Source organism: Pseudomonas sp. LBUM1672 (assembly GCF_059695655.1).
The window spans coordinates 4,495,932-4,514,085 of the sequence record NZ_CP166781.1 but is presented as its reverse complement, the minus strand read 5'-3'; the positions used below and the strand labels follow the sequence as shown (position 1 = coordinate 4,514,085).

Below are 18,154 nucleotides of genomic sequence, written 5' to 3'. Positions count from 1 at the left end.
CTAAAAGTCAATAAACATCCGCAATTCAGCTGTCGATTCTGCATTCGGAGCGGCTCTAAGCCTCTCTCGTCCCCTTTCAGCCTGCCACCAGTCAACTAACTACACTCCATGCGCATCTGGGGGATAGGTGCGTGGCGGCTCTTGTGATAACATCCGGCGTTTTCCGAGGCAGTCCCACGGGGTTGTCTTTACTGCGCAAATCCATGGTTCAACTTGTTGATTTGTCGTAAGTCGGTGCATGGCACTCAGCCTGCAGCGGCGAGCTTCGTTCGTCCCATATGGATGTGACGAAGTTTCACCAGAAAAAGGAATCGAGCTTCTCATGGGCGAACTGGCCAAAGAAATCCTCCCGGTCAATATCGAAGACGAGCTGAAGCAGTCCTACCTCGACTACGCAATGAGCGTAATCGTCGGGCGGGCCCTGCCGGATGCGCGCGATGGCTTGAAGCCCGTGCACCGGCGTGTGCTGTTCGCGATGAGCGAGCTGGGCAACGACTTCAACAAGCCGTACAAGAAATCTGCCCGTGTTGTCGGTGACGTAATCGGTAAGTATCACCCGCACGGTGATACCGCGGTGTACGACACCATCGTTCGGATGGCGCAGCCATTTTCGCTGCGCTACCTGCTGGTAGACGGTCAGGGCAACTTCGGTTCCGTGGACGGCGACAACGCCGCCGCCATGCGATACACCGAAGTGCGCATGACCAAGCTGGCGCACGAGCTGCTGGCTGACCTGCACAAAGAAACCGTGGACTGGGTGCCGAACTACGACGGCACCGAAATGATCCCGGCGGTCATGCCGACCCGAATTCCCAACCTGTTGGTCAACGGCTCCAGCGGTATCGCCGTGGGCATGGCGACCAACATCCCACCGCACAACCTCGGCGAAGTCATCGACGGTTGCCTGGCGCTCATCGACAACCCAGAGTTAACCATCGATGAGCTGATGCAATACATCCCCGGTCCGGACTTCCCGACCGCCGCGATCATCAACGGTCGCGCCGGCATCATCGAAGCCTATCGCACTGGTCGCGGCCGCATTTACATGCGCGCCCGCTCGATGATCGAAGACATCGACAAGGTCGGTGGCCGTCAGCAGATCGTCATCACCGAACTCCCTTACCAGCTGAACAAAGCCCGTCTGATCGAGAAGATCGCCGAGCTGGTAAAAGAGAAGAAGCTCGAAGGCATCACCGAACTGCGCGACGAGTCCGACAAGGACGGTATGCGCGTCGTGATCGAACTGCGTCGCGGCGAAGTGCCTGAGGTGATCCTCAACAACCTCTACGCCCAGACCCAGCTGCAAGCCGTGTTCGGTATCAACATCGTTGCGCTGATCGACGGCCGTCCACGGATCCTGAACCTCAAGGACCTGCTGGAAGCCTTCGTTCGTCACCGTCGCGAAGTGGTTACCCGTCGTACCGTGTTCGAACTGCGTAAAGCGCGCGAACGTGGTCACATCCTGGAAGGTCAAGCGGTTGCCCTGTCGAACATCGACCCGGTCATCGCCCTGATCAAGGCTTCGCCGACCCCATCGGAAGCCAAGGAAGCGCTGATCAAGACCGCGTGGGAATCCTCCGCCGTGGTCGCGATGGTTGAGCGTGCCGGTGCTGATTCGTGCCGTCCAGAGACCCTGGACCCGCAATACGGTCTGCGCGAAGGCAAGTACTTCCTGTCGCCGGAACAGGCACAAGCCATTCTGGAACTGCGTCTGCACCGCCTGACCGGTCTGGAACATGAAAAGCTGCTGGCCGAGTATCAAGAGATCCTCAACCAGATCGGCGAGCTGATCCGCATCCTCAGCAGCGCCACGCGCCTGATGGAAGTGATCCGCGAAGAGCTGGAAGTGATCCGTGCCGAATACGGCGACGTGCGCCGCACCGAGATTCTCGATGCCCGCCTCGACCTGACCCTGGGTGACATGATCCCGGAAGAAGAGCGCGTCGTGACCATCTCCCACGGTGGCTACGCCAAGACCCAGCCTTTGGCTGCGTACCAGGCTCAGCGTCGTGGCGGTAAAGGTAAATCGGCGACTGGCGTGAAGGATGAGGACTACATCGCTCACCTGCTGGTCGCCAACAGCCACACCACGCTGCTGCTGTTCTCCAGCAAAGGCAAAGTGTACTGGCTGAAAACCTACGAAATTCCGGAAGCGTCCCGTGCGGCCCGTGGCCGTCCGCTGGTCAACCTGCTGCCGCTGGACAGTGATGAATACATCACCACCATGTTGCCGGTCGAAGAGTACACCGAAGGTCACTTCATCTTCATGGCTACCGCCAAAGGCACCGTGAAGAAGACCCCGCTGGAATCCTTCAGCCGTCAACGCAGCGTCGGCCTGATCGCGCTGGAGCTGGACGAAGGTGACGTACTGATTTCAGCTTCCATTACAGATGGCAGCCGCGAAGTCATGCTGTTCTCTGACGGCGGCAAGGTCACTCGCTTCAAGGAAACCGACGTTCGCGCCATGGGCCGTACCGCTCGTGGTGTGCGCGGGATGCGTCTGCCGGAAGGCCAGAAGCTGATTTCCATGCTGATCCCTGAAGAAGGCAGCCAGATCCTCACCGCTTCGGCCCGTGGTTTCGGCAAGCGCACGGCGATCACCGAGTTCCCTGAGTACAAGCGTGGCGGTCAGGGCGTTATCGCCATGGTCAGCAACGACCGTAACGGCCGTCTGGTCGGCGCGGTCCAGGTGCTCGACGGCGAGGAGATCATGTTGATCTCCGACCAGGGCACCCTGGTTCGTACCCGAGTCGACGAAGTCTCCAGCCTGGGTCGTAACACCCAGGGCGTGACCCTGATCAAACTGGCCAGCGATGAAACGCTGGTAGGTCTGGAGCGGGTTCAGGAGCCATCGGAAGTCGAAGGCGAAGAGATTGAAGGTGAAGAGGGTGCGGTGTTCGACGGCGAAGTCGTGATCGACGACGTGGTTGAAGATCAGCAACTCGACGCCGCTGCTGACGAAGAGCCACAAGAGTAAGTGGACAAACAGGGGGCGGATGAAAATTCGCCCCCTTGTTGTTTGTCCCTGATGAAATATCGACGCCCATGGAGATCCCTTGTGGGAGCGGGCTTGCTCGCGAAGACGGACTGACATTCAGCACAGATGTCGCCTGTTACACCGCTTTCGCGAGCAAGCCCGCTCCCACGTTGGGCCTGGTGTCGACTGATACGTTTGCGTGACCCACCAAATCAGAGCGAGATTGGATGTGAGCAAGAGAGCCTATAACTTCTGTGCCGGTCCTGCGGCACTTCCCGAAGCTGTCCTGCAGCGCGCCCAGGGTGAACTCCTTGATTGGCACGGCAAGGGCCTCTCGGTCATGGAGATGAGCCATCGCAGTGATGAGTTCGTGTCCATCGCCACCAAGGCCGAGCAGGATCTGCGTGATCTGCTGAATATCCCTTCGAACTATAAAGTGCTGTTTCTGCAAGGTGGCGCCAGCCAGCAATTTGCCCAGATTCCGCTGAACCTGTTGCCGGAAAACGGCACGGCCGACTATATCGACACCGGTATCTGGTCGCAGAAAGCCATCGAAGAAGCCTCGCGCTACGGCCGCGTCAACGTTGCCGCTACTGCCAAGCCTTACGACTATTTCGCAATTCCTGGTCAGAACGAGTGGAGCCTGTCGAAAGACGCGGCCTACGTTCACTACGCGCCGAACGAAACCATTGGCGGCCTGGAATTCAACTGGGTCCCGGAAACCGGCGACGTTCCGCTGGTGGCCGACATGTCTTCGGACATCCTCTCGCGTCCAATCGATGTTTCACGGTTCGGCATGATCTACGCCGGTGCCCAGAAAAACATTGGCCCGAGCGGCATCGTCGTGAACATCATTCGCGAAGACCTGTTGGGTCATGCCCGTTCCCTGTGCCCGACCATGCTCAACTACAAGGTCGCGGCCGACAACGGCTCGATGTACAACACTCCGCCAACCCTGGCCTGGTACTTGTCGGGTCTGGTATTCGAGTGGCTGAAAGAGCAGGGTGGTGTTGAAGCCATCGGCAAGCTCAACGAAGTGAAGCAGCGCACGCTGTACGACTTCATTGATGCCAGCGGCTTGTACAGCAACCCGATCAACAGGTCGGACCGCTCGTGGATGAACGTGCCGTTCCGCCTGGCTGACGACCGTCTCGACAAGCCATTCCTGGCCGGTGCCGACGAGCGTGGCCTGCTGAACCTCAAGGGTCACCGTTCCGTGGGTGGCATGCGTGCCTCCATCTATAACGCCGTCGATATCGTTGCGGTCAACGCACTGGTTTCGTACATGGCAGAGTTCGAGAAGGAACACGGTTAATGTCTGAGCAAGAACTCAAGGCACTGCGCGTTCGCATTGACGCCCTGGACACCAAAGTCCTGGAGCTGATCAGCGAGCGCGCACGCTGCGCCCAGGAAGTTGCGCGAGTAAAGATGGCCTCGCTGGCCGAAGGCGAAGTGCCGGTGTTCTATCGTCCTGAGCGTGAGGCTCAGGTGCTCAAGCGCGTGATGGAGCGCAATCAGGGGCCGCTGGGCAACGAAGAGATGGCGCGATTGTTTCGCGAGATCATGTCTTCGTGTCTGGCCCTCGAGCAGCCGCTGAAAGTGGCTTACCTCGGCCCTGAAGGCACCTTCACCCAGGCCGCCGCCATGAAGCACTTCGGTCACGCCGTGATCAGCAAGCCGATGGCGGCGATCGATGAAGTGTTCCGTGAAGTGGCGGCCGGTGCGGTGAATTTTGGCGTGGTCCCGGTGGAAAACTCCACCGAAGGCGCGGTCAACCACACCCTCGACAGCTTCCTCGAGCACGACATGGTCATCTGTGGCGAAGTCGAGTTGCGGATTCACCATCACTTGCTGGTCGGTGAAAACACCAAGACCGACAGCATCAGTCGCATCTACTCCCATGCCCAGTCGCTGGCCCAGTGCCGCAAGTGGCTGGACGCACACTACCCGAACGTAGAGCGCGTGGCGGTTTCCAGCAACGCCGAAGCGGCCAAGCGGGTCAAGGGCGAGTGGAACTCGGCGGCGATTGCCGGCGACATGGCGGCAGGCTTGTACGGGCTGACCCGCCTGGCCGAAAAAATCGAGGATCGCCCGGACAACTCCACGCGATTCCTGATGATCGGTAACCAGGAAGTGCCGCCGACTGGCGACGACAAGACCTCGATTATCGTCTCCATGAGCAACAAGCCCGGTGCGCTTCATGAGTTGCTGGTGCCGTTCCACGACAACGGCATCGACCTGACGCGGATCGAGACCCGTCCGTCGCGCAGCGGTAAATGGACCTACGTGTTCTTCATCGACTTCGTTGGCCACCACCGTGATCCGTTGATCAAGGGCGTATTGGAAAAGATCAGTCAGGAAGCAGTAGCACTCAAAGTGCTGGGTTCCTACCCGAAAGCAGTTCTCTAAGGGGTAGCAAATGAGTGGTGACTTCCTCGCTCTGGCACAGCCGGGCGTGCAACAACTTTCGCCTTACGTTCCGGGCAAACCCGTGGACGAACTGGCGCGCGAGCTGAATATCGATCCCGCGAAGATCATCAAGCTGGCCAGCAATGAAAACCCGTTGGGCGCCAGTCCAAAGGCGCTGGCGGCCATTCGCGACGAACTGGCCGAGCTGACCCGCTATCCGGACGGCAACGGTTTTGCGCTCAAGACCCTGCTGGCCGAGCAGTGCCGCGTCGAACTCAATCAGGTGACGCTGGGCAATGGCTCCAACGACATTCTGGAGCTGGTCGCGCGCGCGTACCTGGCGCCGGGCCTGAACGCCGTATTCAGCGAGCATGCGTTTGCGGTCTACCCGATCGTGACTCAGGCCGTTGGCGCGACGGCTAAAGTGATCCCGGCCAAAGACTGGGGCCATGATCTGCCAGCCATGCTGTCAGCGATCGATGCTGACACCCGCGTGGTGTTCATCGCCAACCCGAACAACCCGACCGGGACCTGGTTCGATGCCGAGGCGCTGGACGAATTCCTTCAGGACGTACCGGAACACGTGCTGGTAGTGCTGGATGAGGCCTACATCGAATACGCCGAAGGCAGCGATTTGCCGGATGGCCTGGACTTCCTGGCGGCGTACCCGAACCTGCTGGTTTCGCGCACGTTCTCCAAGGCTTATGGCCTGGCGGCGTTGCGGGTCGGTTACGGCTTGTCCACTGCCGTGGTTGCCGATGTGCTGAACCGCGTGCGTCAGCCGTTCAACGTCAACAGCCTGGCCCTGGCCGCTGCGTGCGCTGCGCTGCAAGACGCCGATTACCTGGCTGAAAGCCGTCGCCTCAACGAGTCTGGCATGCAGCAACTGGAAGCGGGTTTCCGTGAGTTGGGGCTGAGCTGGATTCCGTCCAAAGGCAACTTCATCTGCGTCGATATGGGGCAAGTGGCTGCGCCGATCTTCCAGGGGTTGCTGCGCGAAGGCGTGATCGTGCGTCCGGTCGCCAACTACGGCATGCCGAACCACCTGCGCATCACCATCGGTTTGCCAACTGAAAACAGCCGCTTCCTCGAGGCGCTGACCAAGGTTCTGGCTCGTGGTTGATGTCACTGCACTGCAATCTGCTGCCCCTATGATCGGTCGCCTGGTGGTGGTCGGTCTGGGGTTGATCGGCGGTTCGTTTGCCAAGGGTTTGCGCGAAAGTGGCCTGTGCCGCGAAGTGGTCGGAGTCGATCTCGACCCACAGTCGCGCAAGCTCGCGGTTGAATTGGGCGTGGTGGATCGTTGCGAAGAAGACCTGGCGGTTGCTTGCCAGGGGGCGGACGTGATTCAGCTCGCCGTACCGATCCTCGCCATGGAAAAAATGCTCGGCCGTTTGGCGGGCATGGACCTGGGGCAAGCGATTCTGACCGACGTCGGCAGCGCCAAAGGCAATGTCGTGCGTGCCGCGACCGAAGCGTTTGGCGGCATGCCGGCGCGTTTCGTTCCGGGCCATCCGATTGCCGGTTCCGAGCAGAGCGGGGTGGAAGCCTCCAATGCCGAACTGTTCCGTCGTCATAAAGTGATTTTGACGCCGCTGGATCAAACCGATCCGGCTGCGCTGGCAGTGGTCGACCGTTTGTGGCGCGAATTGGGCGCCGACGTCGAGCACATGCAGGTTGAACGTCACGACGAAGTGTTGGCGGCGACCAGCCATTTGCCGCACTTGTTGGCGTTCGGTCTGGTCGATTCACTGGCCAAGCGCAATGAAAACCTTGAGATCTTCCGTTACGCTGCCGGCGGTTTTCGCGATTTCACAAGAATCGCGGGGAGCGACCCGGTCATGTGGCACGACATCTTCCTCGCGAACCGCGAGGCTGTCCTGCGCACACTCGATACATTTCGCAGCGACCTCGACGCCTTGCGCGACGCGGTCGATGCAGGGGATGGGCACCAATTGTTGGGCGTGTTCACACGCGCCCGGGTTGCCCGCGAACATTTCAGTAAAATCCTGGCCCGCCGGGCTTATGTGGACGCTATGAACTCCAACGACCTGATTTTCCTGGCACAACCTGGTGGCCGCCTGACTGGGCGGATTCGTGTACCGGGCGATAAATCGATTTCCCACCGCTCGATCATGCTCGGCTCTCTGGCCGAAGGCGTCACCGAAGTGGAAGGCTTCCTTGAGGGTGAAGACGCCCTGGCGACCTTGCAAGCCTTCCGCGACATGGGCGTCGTGATTGAAGGTCCGCATCACGGTCGCGTGACCATTCACGGCGTCGGCCTGCATGGCTTGAAGCCTGCGCCAGGCCCGATCTATCTGGGCAACTCCGGCACCTCGATGCGTCTGCTGTCGGGCCTGCTGGCTGCGCAGGACTTCGACAGCACGCTGACAGGCGATGCTTCGCTGTCCAAGCGTCCGATGAATCGCGTGGCCAATCCACTGCGCGAAATGGGCGCGGTGATCGAGACCGCCGCAGAAGGTCGTCCACCGATGACCATTCGTGGTGGCAACAAGCTCAAAGGCCTGACTTACACCATGCCAATGGCCAGTGCCCAGGTTAAATCCTGCCTGCTGCTGGCCGGTCTGTACGCTGAAGGCAAAACCACGGTCACCGAGCCGGCTCCGACTCGCGATCACACCGAGCGTATGCTGCGTGGCTTCGGCTATCCGGTCAGTGTCAACGGCGCTACCGCTTCGGTCGAGTCCGGCCACAAACTGACGGCCACTCACATTGAAGTGCCGGGTGATATCTCCTCGTCCGCGTTCTTCCTGGTCGCTGCGTCAATCGCCGAAGGATCGGAGCTGGTGCTTGAGCATGTCGGCATTAACCCGACTCGTACCGGCGTGATCGACATCCTGCGCCTGATGGGCGCTGACATCACCTTGGAAAACCAGCGTGAAGTCGGCGGCGAACCGGTAGCGGACCTGCGCGTACGTGCAGCTAAACTCAAGGGTATCGAGATTCCCGAAGCGCTGGTTCCGCTGGCCATCGACGAATTCCCTGTGCTGTTTGTGGCCGCAGCCTGTGCCGAAGGGCGCACTATCCTGCGCGGCGCCGAAGAGTTGCGGGTCAAGGAATCGGACCGGATCCAGGTCATGGCCGATGGCTTGCTGGCGCTGGGCGTCAAATGCGAACCGACCCCGGACGGCATCATCATCGACGGCGGCCTGATTGGCGGCGGCGAAGTGCACGGTCACGGCGATCACCGGATTGCCATGGCGTTCAGCGTTGCTTCGCTGCGCGCCACTGCACCGATTCGCATCCATGACTGTGCCAACGTCGCGACGTCGTTCCCGAACTTCCTCGCGCTGTGCGCGCAGGTCGGCATCCGTGTTGCACAAGAGGCTCAGTCGTGAAAATCATCGCACCGGTCATCACCATTGATGGGCCAAGCGGCTCTGGCAAAGGCACGGTCGCCGGGATACTGGCCAAGCGCCTGGGCTGGAATCTGCTGGACTCCGGTGCGCTTTACCGTCTGTTGGCGTTCGCTGCGCATAACCACGGCGTTGACCTGACCAATGAAGAACTGCTGAAAAAGCTTGCCGCTCATCTGGATGTGCAGTTCATTGCGGCGACCGAAGGTCAGCTGCAGCGAATCATTCTGGAAGGTGACGAAGTCAGCGATGTCATTCGTACCGAGAGTGTCGGTTCTGGTGCCTCCCAAGTTGCTGCGTTGCCCGCCGTGCGTGAGGCGCTGCTGCAGCGCCAGCGTGCCTTTCAGGAAGCACCGGGTCTGGTGGCCGATGGCCGCGACATGGGCACGGTGGTTTTTCCGGACGCGCCGCTGAAGATATTCCTCACTGCCAGTGCCGAGGAGCGTGCGCGCCGTCGATACTTGCAGTTGAAGGGAAAAGTCGATGGTGTTAGTCTGTCGAGTCTGCTAGATGAGATACGTGCACGCGATGAGCGTGACACCCAGCGAGCGGTAGCCCCGCTCAAGCCGGCGGCTGACGCCATACAGCTGGATTCCACGGAATTATCCATCGTTCAGGTGCTGGAACGCATCATGAGCGAGATCGCCATTCGCGATATCGCCGGGTGACCAAGAAGGCCGCAGGGGACCAGTCATAGTCCTGTGGCGCTTCTTCTAAATGAAACTAACCCACACCGTCTGGGGTGTGGAGATGGGCGTATCCTTCGCCCTCATTCACAGGAATTAAAATGAGCGAAAGCTTTGCGGAACTCTTTGAAGAAAGCCTAAAAACCCTGAACCTTCAGGCAGGCTCCATCATCACCGGTGTTATCGTTGATATCGATTACCAAGCTCGCTGGGTAACCGTTCACGCTGGCCTGAAGTCTGAAGCACTCATCCCGCTTGAGCAGTTCTACAACGATGCTGGCGAACTGACTATCAACGTCGGTGACGAAGTTCACGTTGCTCTGGACTCGGTTGAAGACGGCTTTGGTGAAACCAAGCTGTCCCGTGAAAAAGCCAAGCGCGCTGAATGCTGGATTGTTCTGGAAGCAGCCTTCGCAGCCGAAGAAGTGGTCAAGGGCGTTATCAACGGTAAGGTTAAAGGCGGCTTCACTGTCGACGTTAACGGCATCCGTGCGTTCCTGCCAGGTTCTCTGGTTGACGTCCGTCCAGTGCGCGACACCACGCACCTGGAAGGCAAAGAGCTGGAATTCAAGGTCATCAAGCTTGACCAGAAACGCAACAACGTTGTCGTTTCCCGTCGTAGCGTCCTCGAAGCCGAGAACTCCGCCGAGCGTGAAGCTCTGCTGGAATCCCTGCAGGAAGGCCAACAAGTCAAAGGTATCGTCAAGAACCTCACCGATTACGGCGCATTCGTCGATCTGGGTGGCGTCGATGGCCTGCTGCACATTACCGACATGGCTTGGAAACGTATCAAGCATCCTTCCGAAATCGTCAACGTTGGCGACGAGATCGATGTCAAGGTTCTGAAGTACGATCGCGAACGCAATCGTGTTTCCCTGGGCCTCAAGCAACTGGGCGAAGATCCATGGGTTGCTATCAAAGCCCGTTACCCAGAAAGCACTCGCGTTACCGCTCGTGTAACCAACCTGACCGACTACGGCTGCTTCGCTGAGCTGGAAGAAGGCGTTGAAGGCTTGGTACACGTTTCCGAAATGGACTGGACCAACAAGAACATCCACCCTTCGAAAGTCGTACAAGTCGGCGACGAAGTGGAAGTTATGGTTCTGGACATCGACGAAGAGCGTCGTCGTATCTCCCTCGGCATCAAGCAGTGCAAATCTAACCCATGGGAAGATTTCTCTGGCCAGTTCAACAAGGGCGATAAAATCTCCGGCACCATCAAGTCGATCACCGATTTCGGTATCTTCATTGGTCTGGACGGCGGCATCGACGGTCTGGTTCACCTGTCCGACATCTCCTGGAACGAAGTGGGCGAAGAAGCCGTTCGCCGCTTCAAGAAGGGCGACGAGCTGGACACCGTTATCCTGTCGGTTGACCCAGAGCGCGAGCGCATCTCCCTGGGTATCAAGCAACTGGAAAGCGATCCGTTCTCCGAGTACGTTCAAGAGAACGACAAAGGCGCAATCGTTAAAGGCATCGTGAAAGAAGTTGACGCTAAAGGCGCCATCATCACTCTGGCCGACGATATCGAAGCGACTCTGAAAGCCTCCGAAATCAGCCGTGACCGCGTTGAAGACGCGCGCAACGTTCTGAAAGAAGGCCAGGAAGTAGAAGCCAAGATCATCAGCGTTGACCGCAAGAGCCGTGTAATCCAGCTCTCCATCAAGTCGAAAGACGATGCTGAAGAGAAAGAAGCCATCCAAAGCTTGAAAGACAAGCCTTCGGATAGCATCGCTGCTGGTCCTACCACTCTGGGCGACCTGTTGCGTGCACAAATGGAAAAACAGAACTAAGTTCTGTCAGACCATAGAAAAAGGGCGACTTCGGTCGCCCTTTTTTGTGCCAGGGATTTGGTGAGCCTGTCGATGGGATCATGCCGGGTTGTCGGCCGTTGAAACCAATGACCCCTCTGAGCTGTCTCTTTCTTTAATCGGATCAATCGCTTATTTGCAGCTAGTCTTTAGCTCAAGCGAACGAAAGCCGGGCAGGGCGCCTGCCATAAGGAAGTGCATGAACAAGCTCATTGTCGCAATGGCAGTACTGGCATTGGCGGGTTGTGGCACGACTGCCAGGACCCATGCCGTGCGTGGAGTCAGTGGCGTAGAGATAGATTGTTCGGGATTGGGTTCTGGGTGGGAGAAGTGTCGTAAGCGCGCGGACAAAGAGTGTAAGGCGGGGGGATATAAGGTTATCGCAAGGTCTGATGATGCCAAGGATGAAGATGAATATCCTTTCGGCTTCAATCCTGCGGGTTATCTGACGCGTACCATGCTGGTGATTTGTCGCTGAGGTGGATCGGCTTGTAGTTCGTTGTAATTGGGCGGTCATTGCCAGTAGAGATATGTGAAAACTCGGGCTGTTCAAATTTCTCCGGGCATGCTAAAACCTTTGAAGCGCTTTTCCTAGCTGCTTGAAAAAGAAGGGAAAAATATGACGAAGTCGGAGTTGATCGAACGAATTGTCACCCATCAAGGGCTGCTCTCATCCAAGGATGTGGAGCTGGCCATCAAGACCATGCTTGAACAAATGTCTCAATGTCTGGCCACTGGGGATCGTATTGAGATCCGTGGTTTTGGCAGCTTTTCACTGCACTATCGTGCGCCGCGTGTTGGACGTAACCCTAAGACAGGGCAGTCTGTAAGCCTTGATGGGAAGTTCGTTCCGCATTTCAAGCCAGGGAAGGAGTTGCGTGATCGGGTGAATGAGGATGAGGAGGGTGAGGGACTATGACCGCTCTTGCAATAAAAGGGGCTGCTCATGCGTAATTCCAAGCGCGTGTTGCTCGCTGTATGCGTCCTGTTGCTGGTTTTAGTGGTCTTGGTGTTCGTTCTCGAGAATCAGCAATTGGTTTCGCTAATGTTTCTTGGGTGGGCTGGGCCGCAGGTCTCAGTCTCGCTGGCCATTGTTGTCGCGCTGCTCTGTGGCATGGTGCTTGGTCCGATTCTCGGGTGGTTTCTGTCACGTGCTTCCAGACCTGGGCGTAAGCGCCTTATCTGATAACAAGATCTCCGTAGAGGGCGTTGAATTTTAGCTTCAGCTTGTCTATATATGTTAGTAAAACCTTAATTAAGCTGTAAAATGCTCCGCGGGGTTTTGGTATCAATGGGGTTGAGAGCTAAGACTGGCTCTTACAGCGTTTCCGTCATTACGAAGCTTTTGCATTCATGGACAGTCAGCGCTGGGATGATGGCCCTGCCAAGAACTCAAGGGTATGTTTTCACGTGAACATCATAGTCTCCAGCGATGCTGGTTCGAATGGCGTGGCAGCCAACCGTCAAGCCCGCGCAAATACTTGCGACCATATAACGCTGGTTGAGACGTATACCCATACAAATCAACATGAATTAATAGTTGAAAGTTCTTTAGTTTCGGAATGTTTTCGGGCCGAATTGGCATCAATGATCGAAGTCAGCTCAATCATGTCCTGGGCGAGCAACGTCCAAATCCCATCTCGCGCTCAATTGCTGCCTCCCGTGCTGGCTACCCAGCCTGCGGGATATCTAGGTGTACATTTGAAATTTCATCAATCAGCTGCCTTCGCTGGATATGAAATCTGCCAGACTGCTGGAGCGTATTTGCGATCCACGCATACTCGAAAACTATTTCCTTACGTAATGTCGATAAATCTTAAGGACAACATTGAGTGCGATATTAAAACCTCTTTCAAGGGTAAAAGATAATTCAGATTTTTCAATCCTGTCAAATTTATTAGCGATAGGAGAAATTGTTTAACGATTTAAGAGGTTCGTAAATATGCAGAAGAACTCCAATGTTTTCTCAGATGCTAATGATATAGATCTACGTAAATTATTGGCTGTGCTGTGGCGCCAACGATTCGCTATAATCGGAATAACTATTCTAACTGTTTTTTGTTCCGCGATTATTATGTTTGTGATTCAGCCAACTTATGAAGCCAAAGCATTTGTTATTCCACCAACGAATAATAATATTGCTAACTTCAACTACGGCCGGACGAAAGAAAATCAACTAGAACCATTTACGATTAAAGATGTATATGATGTTTTTACACGTAATCTTCAGGCTGAATCACTTCGGCGAGAATTTTTCAATGGTTTTTATTTGCCTTCACTTTCTGAGGCGGAGAGAAAAGGATCGCAGGACGCGTTGTATGCTGACTTTTCAAAGTGGCTGACCATCTCGGTATCTGGAAAAGATTCGCCAGATAAGTATTTGGTAATTGTAAAAGGCGACGATGCGGAAAAGGTAGCGATGATGGCTGGGAAGTACGTAGCGCGGGCAAGCGAGCGGGCTAAAAAAGAGATGATGAGGAATATTGGTAGTGAGGCGGACGTCCTTGCACGAAATCTTCATCAAGAAATCACGTTGCTGCGAGAGGTTGGCCGCAAAGGACGTGAGGACTCAATTATTAAGCTGCGAGAAGCATTGCGCGTTGCGGAAGCAATTGGGTTGGATAAACCGCCAATCATCAGTGGAAATCCAGCTGTTGAAATTGCCGGGAGTCTTAGTGGGCAACTTATTTATATGCGCGGAACCAAGGCTCTGAAAGCTGAGATAGCGAACTTGGAGTCCAGGAATTCTGATGATCCCTTTATCGACAGATTGCGCTCGCTACAAACGAAATATAACTTTTTCAATGAGCTTGAATCGAATATCACTAATGTTGAAGTTTTTAGAATGGACGGAAACCTTGAGATTCCGGATCAGCCGGTCAGTCCTAAAAAATCGCTAATAATATTAATTGGTTTAATACTAGGACTCATTCTTGGAGTCATATTTGCATTGCTGAGAAATTATCTCAGTGACGACAGAATGGAGTTGTCGTAGGTGAAGGACAGTTCGAGCCTAGAAAGGCGGCCGACATGATTTTGATGGTTTGATTGAAACAGGTGTACAATCGCTCTGATCTGCCGCAAATGGAGGTGGGGGAGGGTAAGCAGGAGTTCTATATGTCCCTGGTACCATTTTTCGGAAAGATGTTTCATTGTAGCAATGGTTGGTAATTGCAGTTATTTTCTAAGGTTAGAAATATATTTTTTTGGATGAGCAAATAATGATTCCGTTTAATAAGCCTCCCTATACAGGCAATGAAGATCAATTCGTCACGTCGGCAATGCGTAGCTCCAAAATGTCGGGCGACGGTGAATTTACTATTCTCTGTCAGACATGGTTTGAAGAAAAATTGTCTTGTCGGAAGGCCTTATTAACACCTTCATGCACTCAAGCGCTGGAAATGGCCGCTTTGCTCGTGAATATTGAGCCCGGTGATGAAGTCATAATGCCGAGTTATACATTTGTCAGTACGGCAAATGCTTTTGTCTTGCGTGGCGCGAAAATAGTATTTGTCGATATTCGCCCTGATACGATGAACATCGATGAGTCTCTGATTGAAGCGGCGATCACAGACAAAACTAAGGTCATTGTTCCCGTCCACTACGCAGGCGTCGCGTGTGAAATGGACGCAATTATGGATATTGCAGAGCGGCATAAGCTTTATGTAATAGAAGATGCTGCTCAGGGGATGATGTCGACTTACAAAGGTCGACCGTTGGGGACAATAGGTCACTTTGGCGCTTATAGTTTTCATGAAACAAAAAACTACACCAGTGGTGGTGAGGGTGGATTGCTCCTGATTAACGATGAATCCTTTATTAGTCGGGCCGAAATAATCAGAGAGAAGGGGACAAACAGAAGCCAGTTTTGGCGTGGAATGGTTGATAAATACACGTGGGTTGATATTGGCAGTAGCTATCTTCCATCTGAGTTGCAAGCAGCTTATTTATACGGTCAGTTGTTAGTGGCTGATGAGATTAACAAAGATCGTCTTAATACGTGGAATGAGTATTATAGGGCTTTTGCTGGTGTTTCAAATAAGTTAGGCCTACCGTTAATCCCCAAAACTTGTGAGCACAACGCCCATATGTTTTTTTTAAAACTGGATGACTTGGAACACCGTACGAAGTTTATCGCAGCTCTTAAAAAAGATAATGTGATGAGCGTTTTTCACTACGTCCCTTTGCACTCGTCTCCATGTGGGCGGGTCTTCGGTTATATGCCTGCTGAAGATCGTTACACTACCAAAGAGAGTGAGCGACTTGTCCGTTTGCCTATTTGGTACGGAATGCAAGCTTATCAGCGTGAGCAGGTGACTCAATCCGTTTTAGATGCGTTGGATAAATTGTAATCGTAATGAATGTATTGAATGGTGCCATCTTAACTAGCTGCGCCCATCTATCGCGAATTGTGATGGGCTTTATACTTCTCAAAGTAATAGCCCATTACCTCGGCGCGGAAGGTATGGGGGCCTTGGGGCACTTTATGAGCGTCTCAACAATGGTATACATGATTGCAGGAGGCGGAGTAATCAATGCGGTCATCAAGTATTCCGCAGAATATGCCAGGCAACCAAGACGCCTTATAAGGTTTATTTCGGCATCTGCAACCTACTCTGCGATTATCTGCCTGTGTATTCTCGTTTTCGGTATGGCTTTTTCAAAAAATATTGCAGCAGTGGTATTCAAAGACCCGGATAAGTACTGGATTATAATGATACTAGTCGCGGCGCAAGTTTTTTTTGCGTTTGTTAATTTGGTTGTAGGTGTAAGCAATGGTCTCATGCAGACTAGTGTTTATTCGAAAATCCAGATACTTGGGAGTAGTTTTGCTTTACCCATTATCTGGTGGCTCACCTCACAATTTAACCTTTCGGGCGCGGCACTATCTATTATTGTTCTGTATGGCATTACATTTATACCTTCGTTTTATTTTTATTGGAAATCCAATATTAGGACAAAAATCAACTTCGTTCGAATACGGCGCATAGAATTTAAGCGTTTGTCATCATTTACGTTAATGTTGCTGACGAGCGCTGTTACTTTTCCGGTAGTGGAAATTGTTATCAGGCAGATGTTGATAAATTCATCAGGGTTTGGCGCTGCCGGCGTTTGGCAGGGCGCTATTAAATTATCCAGTGCTTACCTTGGTTTTTTTACCGTCTTTTTGGCTTACTATTTCATGCCGATGATTTCACGCCTCGAGATTAGGCGCGATATTGGACTCGTTACATTAAAGTTCATTTTTCTGATGGCGCTCGTTTTCGGGATTGGCGCGGGGGCGTTTTATTATGGTCGAGCATTTTTTATTCCGCTCATTCTCTCGTCTAGTTTCAATGCTCTTGATGACGTAATTGTTTTCCAGTTAATTGGCGACCTTTTTAAGGTTCTCTCTTACGTGATTGGCTTTGTTGCTGTGGCAAAAGCCGCAACGAAATTCTATATTGCGGCCGAATTTTTGCAAAACGCTTTATTTCTATTATTTTCATTGTTAATGCTAAATGTGTTTCCGGGCACCAAGGGCGTTATGGTTGGTTACGCACTTTCGTATGTGATTTACTTCATGGTTTGTGTATTGGTTTTCGTCATTTATTTAAAAACCACTTCGTTTGGCAGGAGGTCCGATGCTGTTCATTGCTAATGTGTTAGAACTTAATGGTGGCACAACGTTTGTTTTACGACTCGCCAGAGAATTTTCTAAGCGGGGGAAGAAAGTTGGCGTGTTAGTGCTGTTTGACCTTGTAGATAAAGGCTTGGAGGATAGGATTCGCCAGTATGCAGATGTTTTTTATTTGAAAGATTTGGCCTGCGGGTTCTCACGCCCTGCTTTTAAGTCGCAACTCGGGGGATTTATTCCTTTGAATTTGTCGGCGGTAAATGATCTAGTGAAATCATACGATTCTCACGTGCATATTATGGGGGTTTTTGGACTCCTTTTTGTTAAGCGTTATTTGAAGTACGCTGACAATAGTTTCCGACTGTCATTTGGTATCTATCATCAGAATGAAATTATGTTTGGTGATGTGGGACACTATTTTGCTGTCAAGGCGCAGGCGTTGTTTTCATTATTGCCAGCTGAAAGTATCATATTTTTTAACGAAAAGAACCGAAAGTCATTTGAGGGGTTCTTCGGCAAGAGTTATGCCGCGTCGACGCTGGTTCCGATCGGAATAGATATCCCAGTTGAAGATGTTGGCGTAGTTGGCGATCCTCAGTCTGACCGTATAGTGTCGATTGGTAATTTATATGATTTTAAATCTTATAATCGACATGTAATCAATATGTTGCCAGCATTGAAAAAGATACGCCCGAATTTAGTTTATGAAATATATGGTACTGGATCGTATGAACCAGAACTAGTTCGGTTGGTATCGTCGTTGAATCTTGGTGCCTCCGTTATATTCAAAGGGGCGATAGGGTATGAGGACATTCCCACTATACTCAAAGGCGCGTTAGCGTTTGTTGGTAGTGGTACTGCTATTGTTGAGGCGTCAGCCTTAGGTCTACCTTCAATTATCGGTATAGAATCTACTGTTGATCCGATTACCTATGGGTATTTGAGCGATATCGAGGGTTTCTCATATAATGAGCTCGATGCTGGACAGCAAACATATTTAATGGAAGATAAACTGTCTCAGATAATCCTTGACGCAGATGCTTGGAAAACTGCTGCCCTTTTATGTAAGGCAAAATCCCAGACGTTTTCGATCTCATATACCGCAGACGGATTCATGGAACTAGAAAGTAAGCATATTGAACTTGAACAATTTTCAGTCGAAAAGTACTCTAATTCCTTGGCCGGGGTGTCTTTTTTGACGTGTGCAATCAAGCATAAATTTGGATGGGATAGGGGATTTGCCAATAGAAGGAACCAAGGAACACTGAGTTGATCAA

General features: G+C 53.3%; 15 protein-coding genes. All 15 read left to right on the top strand.

The annotated features are described in order from the left end of the window. The first annotated feature begins 322 nt into the window (after positions 1-322). The 15 genes from gyrA to ACA053_RS20455 all read left to right on the top strand — a co-directional run bounded on the left by gyrA (position 323) and on the right by ACA053_RS20455 (position 18,150). Positions 323-2,977: a DNA gyrase subunit A gene (gene gyrA / locus ACA053_RS20525; protein WP_497312870.1), complete on the top strand. Its 2,655-nt coding sequence runs from the start codon at positions 323-325 to the stop codon at positions 2,975-2,977. 229 nt (positions 2,978-3,206) lie between these two features. Next, positions 3,207-4,292 (top strand): 3-phosphoserine/phosphohydroxythreonine transaminase, encoded by a 1,086-nt coding sequence (serC, locus tag ACA053_RS20520; RefSeq protein ID WP_109633731.1) that lies wholly within the window; start codon positions 3,207-3,209, stop codon positions 4,290-4,292. Continuing rightward, the gene (pheA, locus tag ACA053_RS20515; RefSeq protein ID WP_016770924.1) at positions 4,292-5,386 is read left to right on the top strand and encodes a prephenate dehydratase; all 1,095 of its coding nucleotides are present in this window, start codon (positions 4,292-4,294) and stop codon (positions 5,384-5,386) included. The genes serC and pheA overlap by 1 nt, the downstream gene beginning before the upstream one ends. A gap of 10 nt (positions 5,387-5,396) precedes the next feature. Continuing rightward, positions 5,397-6,509, top strand: coding sequence for a histidinol-phosphate transaminase (gene hisC / locus ACA053_RS20510; RefSeq protein WP_497393553.1), 1,113 nt, complete (start codon positions 5,397-5,399; stop codon positions 6,507-6,509). Between the two features lie 28 nt (positions 6,510-6,537). Then, entirely contained in the window at positions 6,538-8,745 is a 2,208-nt protein-coding gene (locus ACA053_RS20505) for a bifunctional prephenate dehydrogenase/3-phosphoshikimate 1-carboxyvinyltransferase (protein ID WP_497396216.1), read from the top strand. Further along, positions 8,742-9,431, top strand: a complete 690-nt coding sequence (gene cmk, locus ACA053_RS20500; RefSeq protein WP_497393552.1) for a (d)CMP kinase — start codon at positions 8,742-8,744, stop codon at positions 9,429-9,431. Before ACA053_RS20505 ends, cmk begins: the two co-directional genes overlap by 4 nt. Before the next feature lie 119 nt (positions 9,432-9,550). Beyond that, positions 9,551-11,242: a 30S ribosomal protein S1 gene (gene rpsA / locus ACA053_RS20495; RefSeq protein ID WP_008148721.1), complete on the top strand. Its 1,692-nt coding sequence runs from the start codon at positions 9,551-9,553 to the stop codon at positions 11,240-11,242. 217 nt (positions 11,243-11,459) lie between these two features. Next, positions 11,460-11,738, top strand: a complete 279-nt coding sequence (locus ACA053_RS20490) for a hypothetical protein (protein ID WP_497393551.1) — start codon at positions 11,460-11,462, stop codon at positions 11,736-11,738. Positions 11,739-11,879: 141 nt separating this feature from the next. Next, a complete protein-coding gene (gene ihfB, locus ACA053_RS20485; RefSeq protein ID WP_497393549.1) occupies positions 11,880-12,179 on the top strand; it encodes an integration host factor subunit beta in 300 nt (99 codons plus the stop codon). Positions 12,180-12,206: 27 nt separating this feature from the next. Next, complete coding sequence (locus ACA053_RS20480) at positions 12,207-12,446, top strand: lipopolysaccharide assembly protein LapA domain-containing protein (RefSeq protein ID WP_497393548.1); 240 nt, start codon at positions 12,207-12,209, stop codon at positions 12,444-12,446. Between the two features lie 167 nt (positions 12,447-12,613). After that, positions 12,614-13,129: a hypothetical protein gene (locus tag ACA053_RS20475; protein WP_497393547.1), complete on the top strand. Its 516-nt coding sequence runs from the start codon at positions 12,614-12,616 to the stop codon at positions 13,127-13,129. A 73-nt stretch (positions 13,130-13,202) separates the two neighbouring features. Then, positions 13,203-14,255 carry a Wzz/FepE/Etk N-terminal domain-containing protein gene (locus ACA053_RS20470; RefSeq protein ID WP_497393546.1) on the top strand — a complete coding sequence of 351 codons (1,053 nt, stop codon included), beginning with the start codon at positions 13,203-13,205 and terminating at the stop codon, positions 14,253-14,255. Between the two features lie 226 nt (positions 14,256-14,481). Continuing rightward, positions 14,482-15,612 (top strand): dTDP-4-amino-4,6-dideoxygalactose transaminase, encoded by a 1,131-nt coding sequence (rffA, locus tag ACA053_RS20465; protein ID WP_497393545.1) that lies wholly within the window; start codon positions 14,482-14,484, stop codon positions 15,610-15,612. A gap of 5 nt (positions 15,613-15,617) precedes the next feature. After that, positions 15,618-16,901, top strand: coding sequence for an O-antigen translocase (locus ACA053_RS20460; protein ID WP_497393544.1), 1,284 nt, complete (start codon positions 15,618-15,620; stop codon positions 16,899-16,901). Then, entirely contained in the window at positions 16,885-18,150 is a 1,266-nt protein-coding gene (locus tag ACA053_RS20455) for a glycosyltransferase family 4 protein (protein WP_497393543.1), read from the top strand. Before ACA053_RS20460 ends, ACA053_RS20455 begins: the two co-directional genes overlap by 17 nt. The last annotated feature ends 4 nt before the right edge of the window (positions 18,151-18,154 follow it).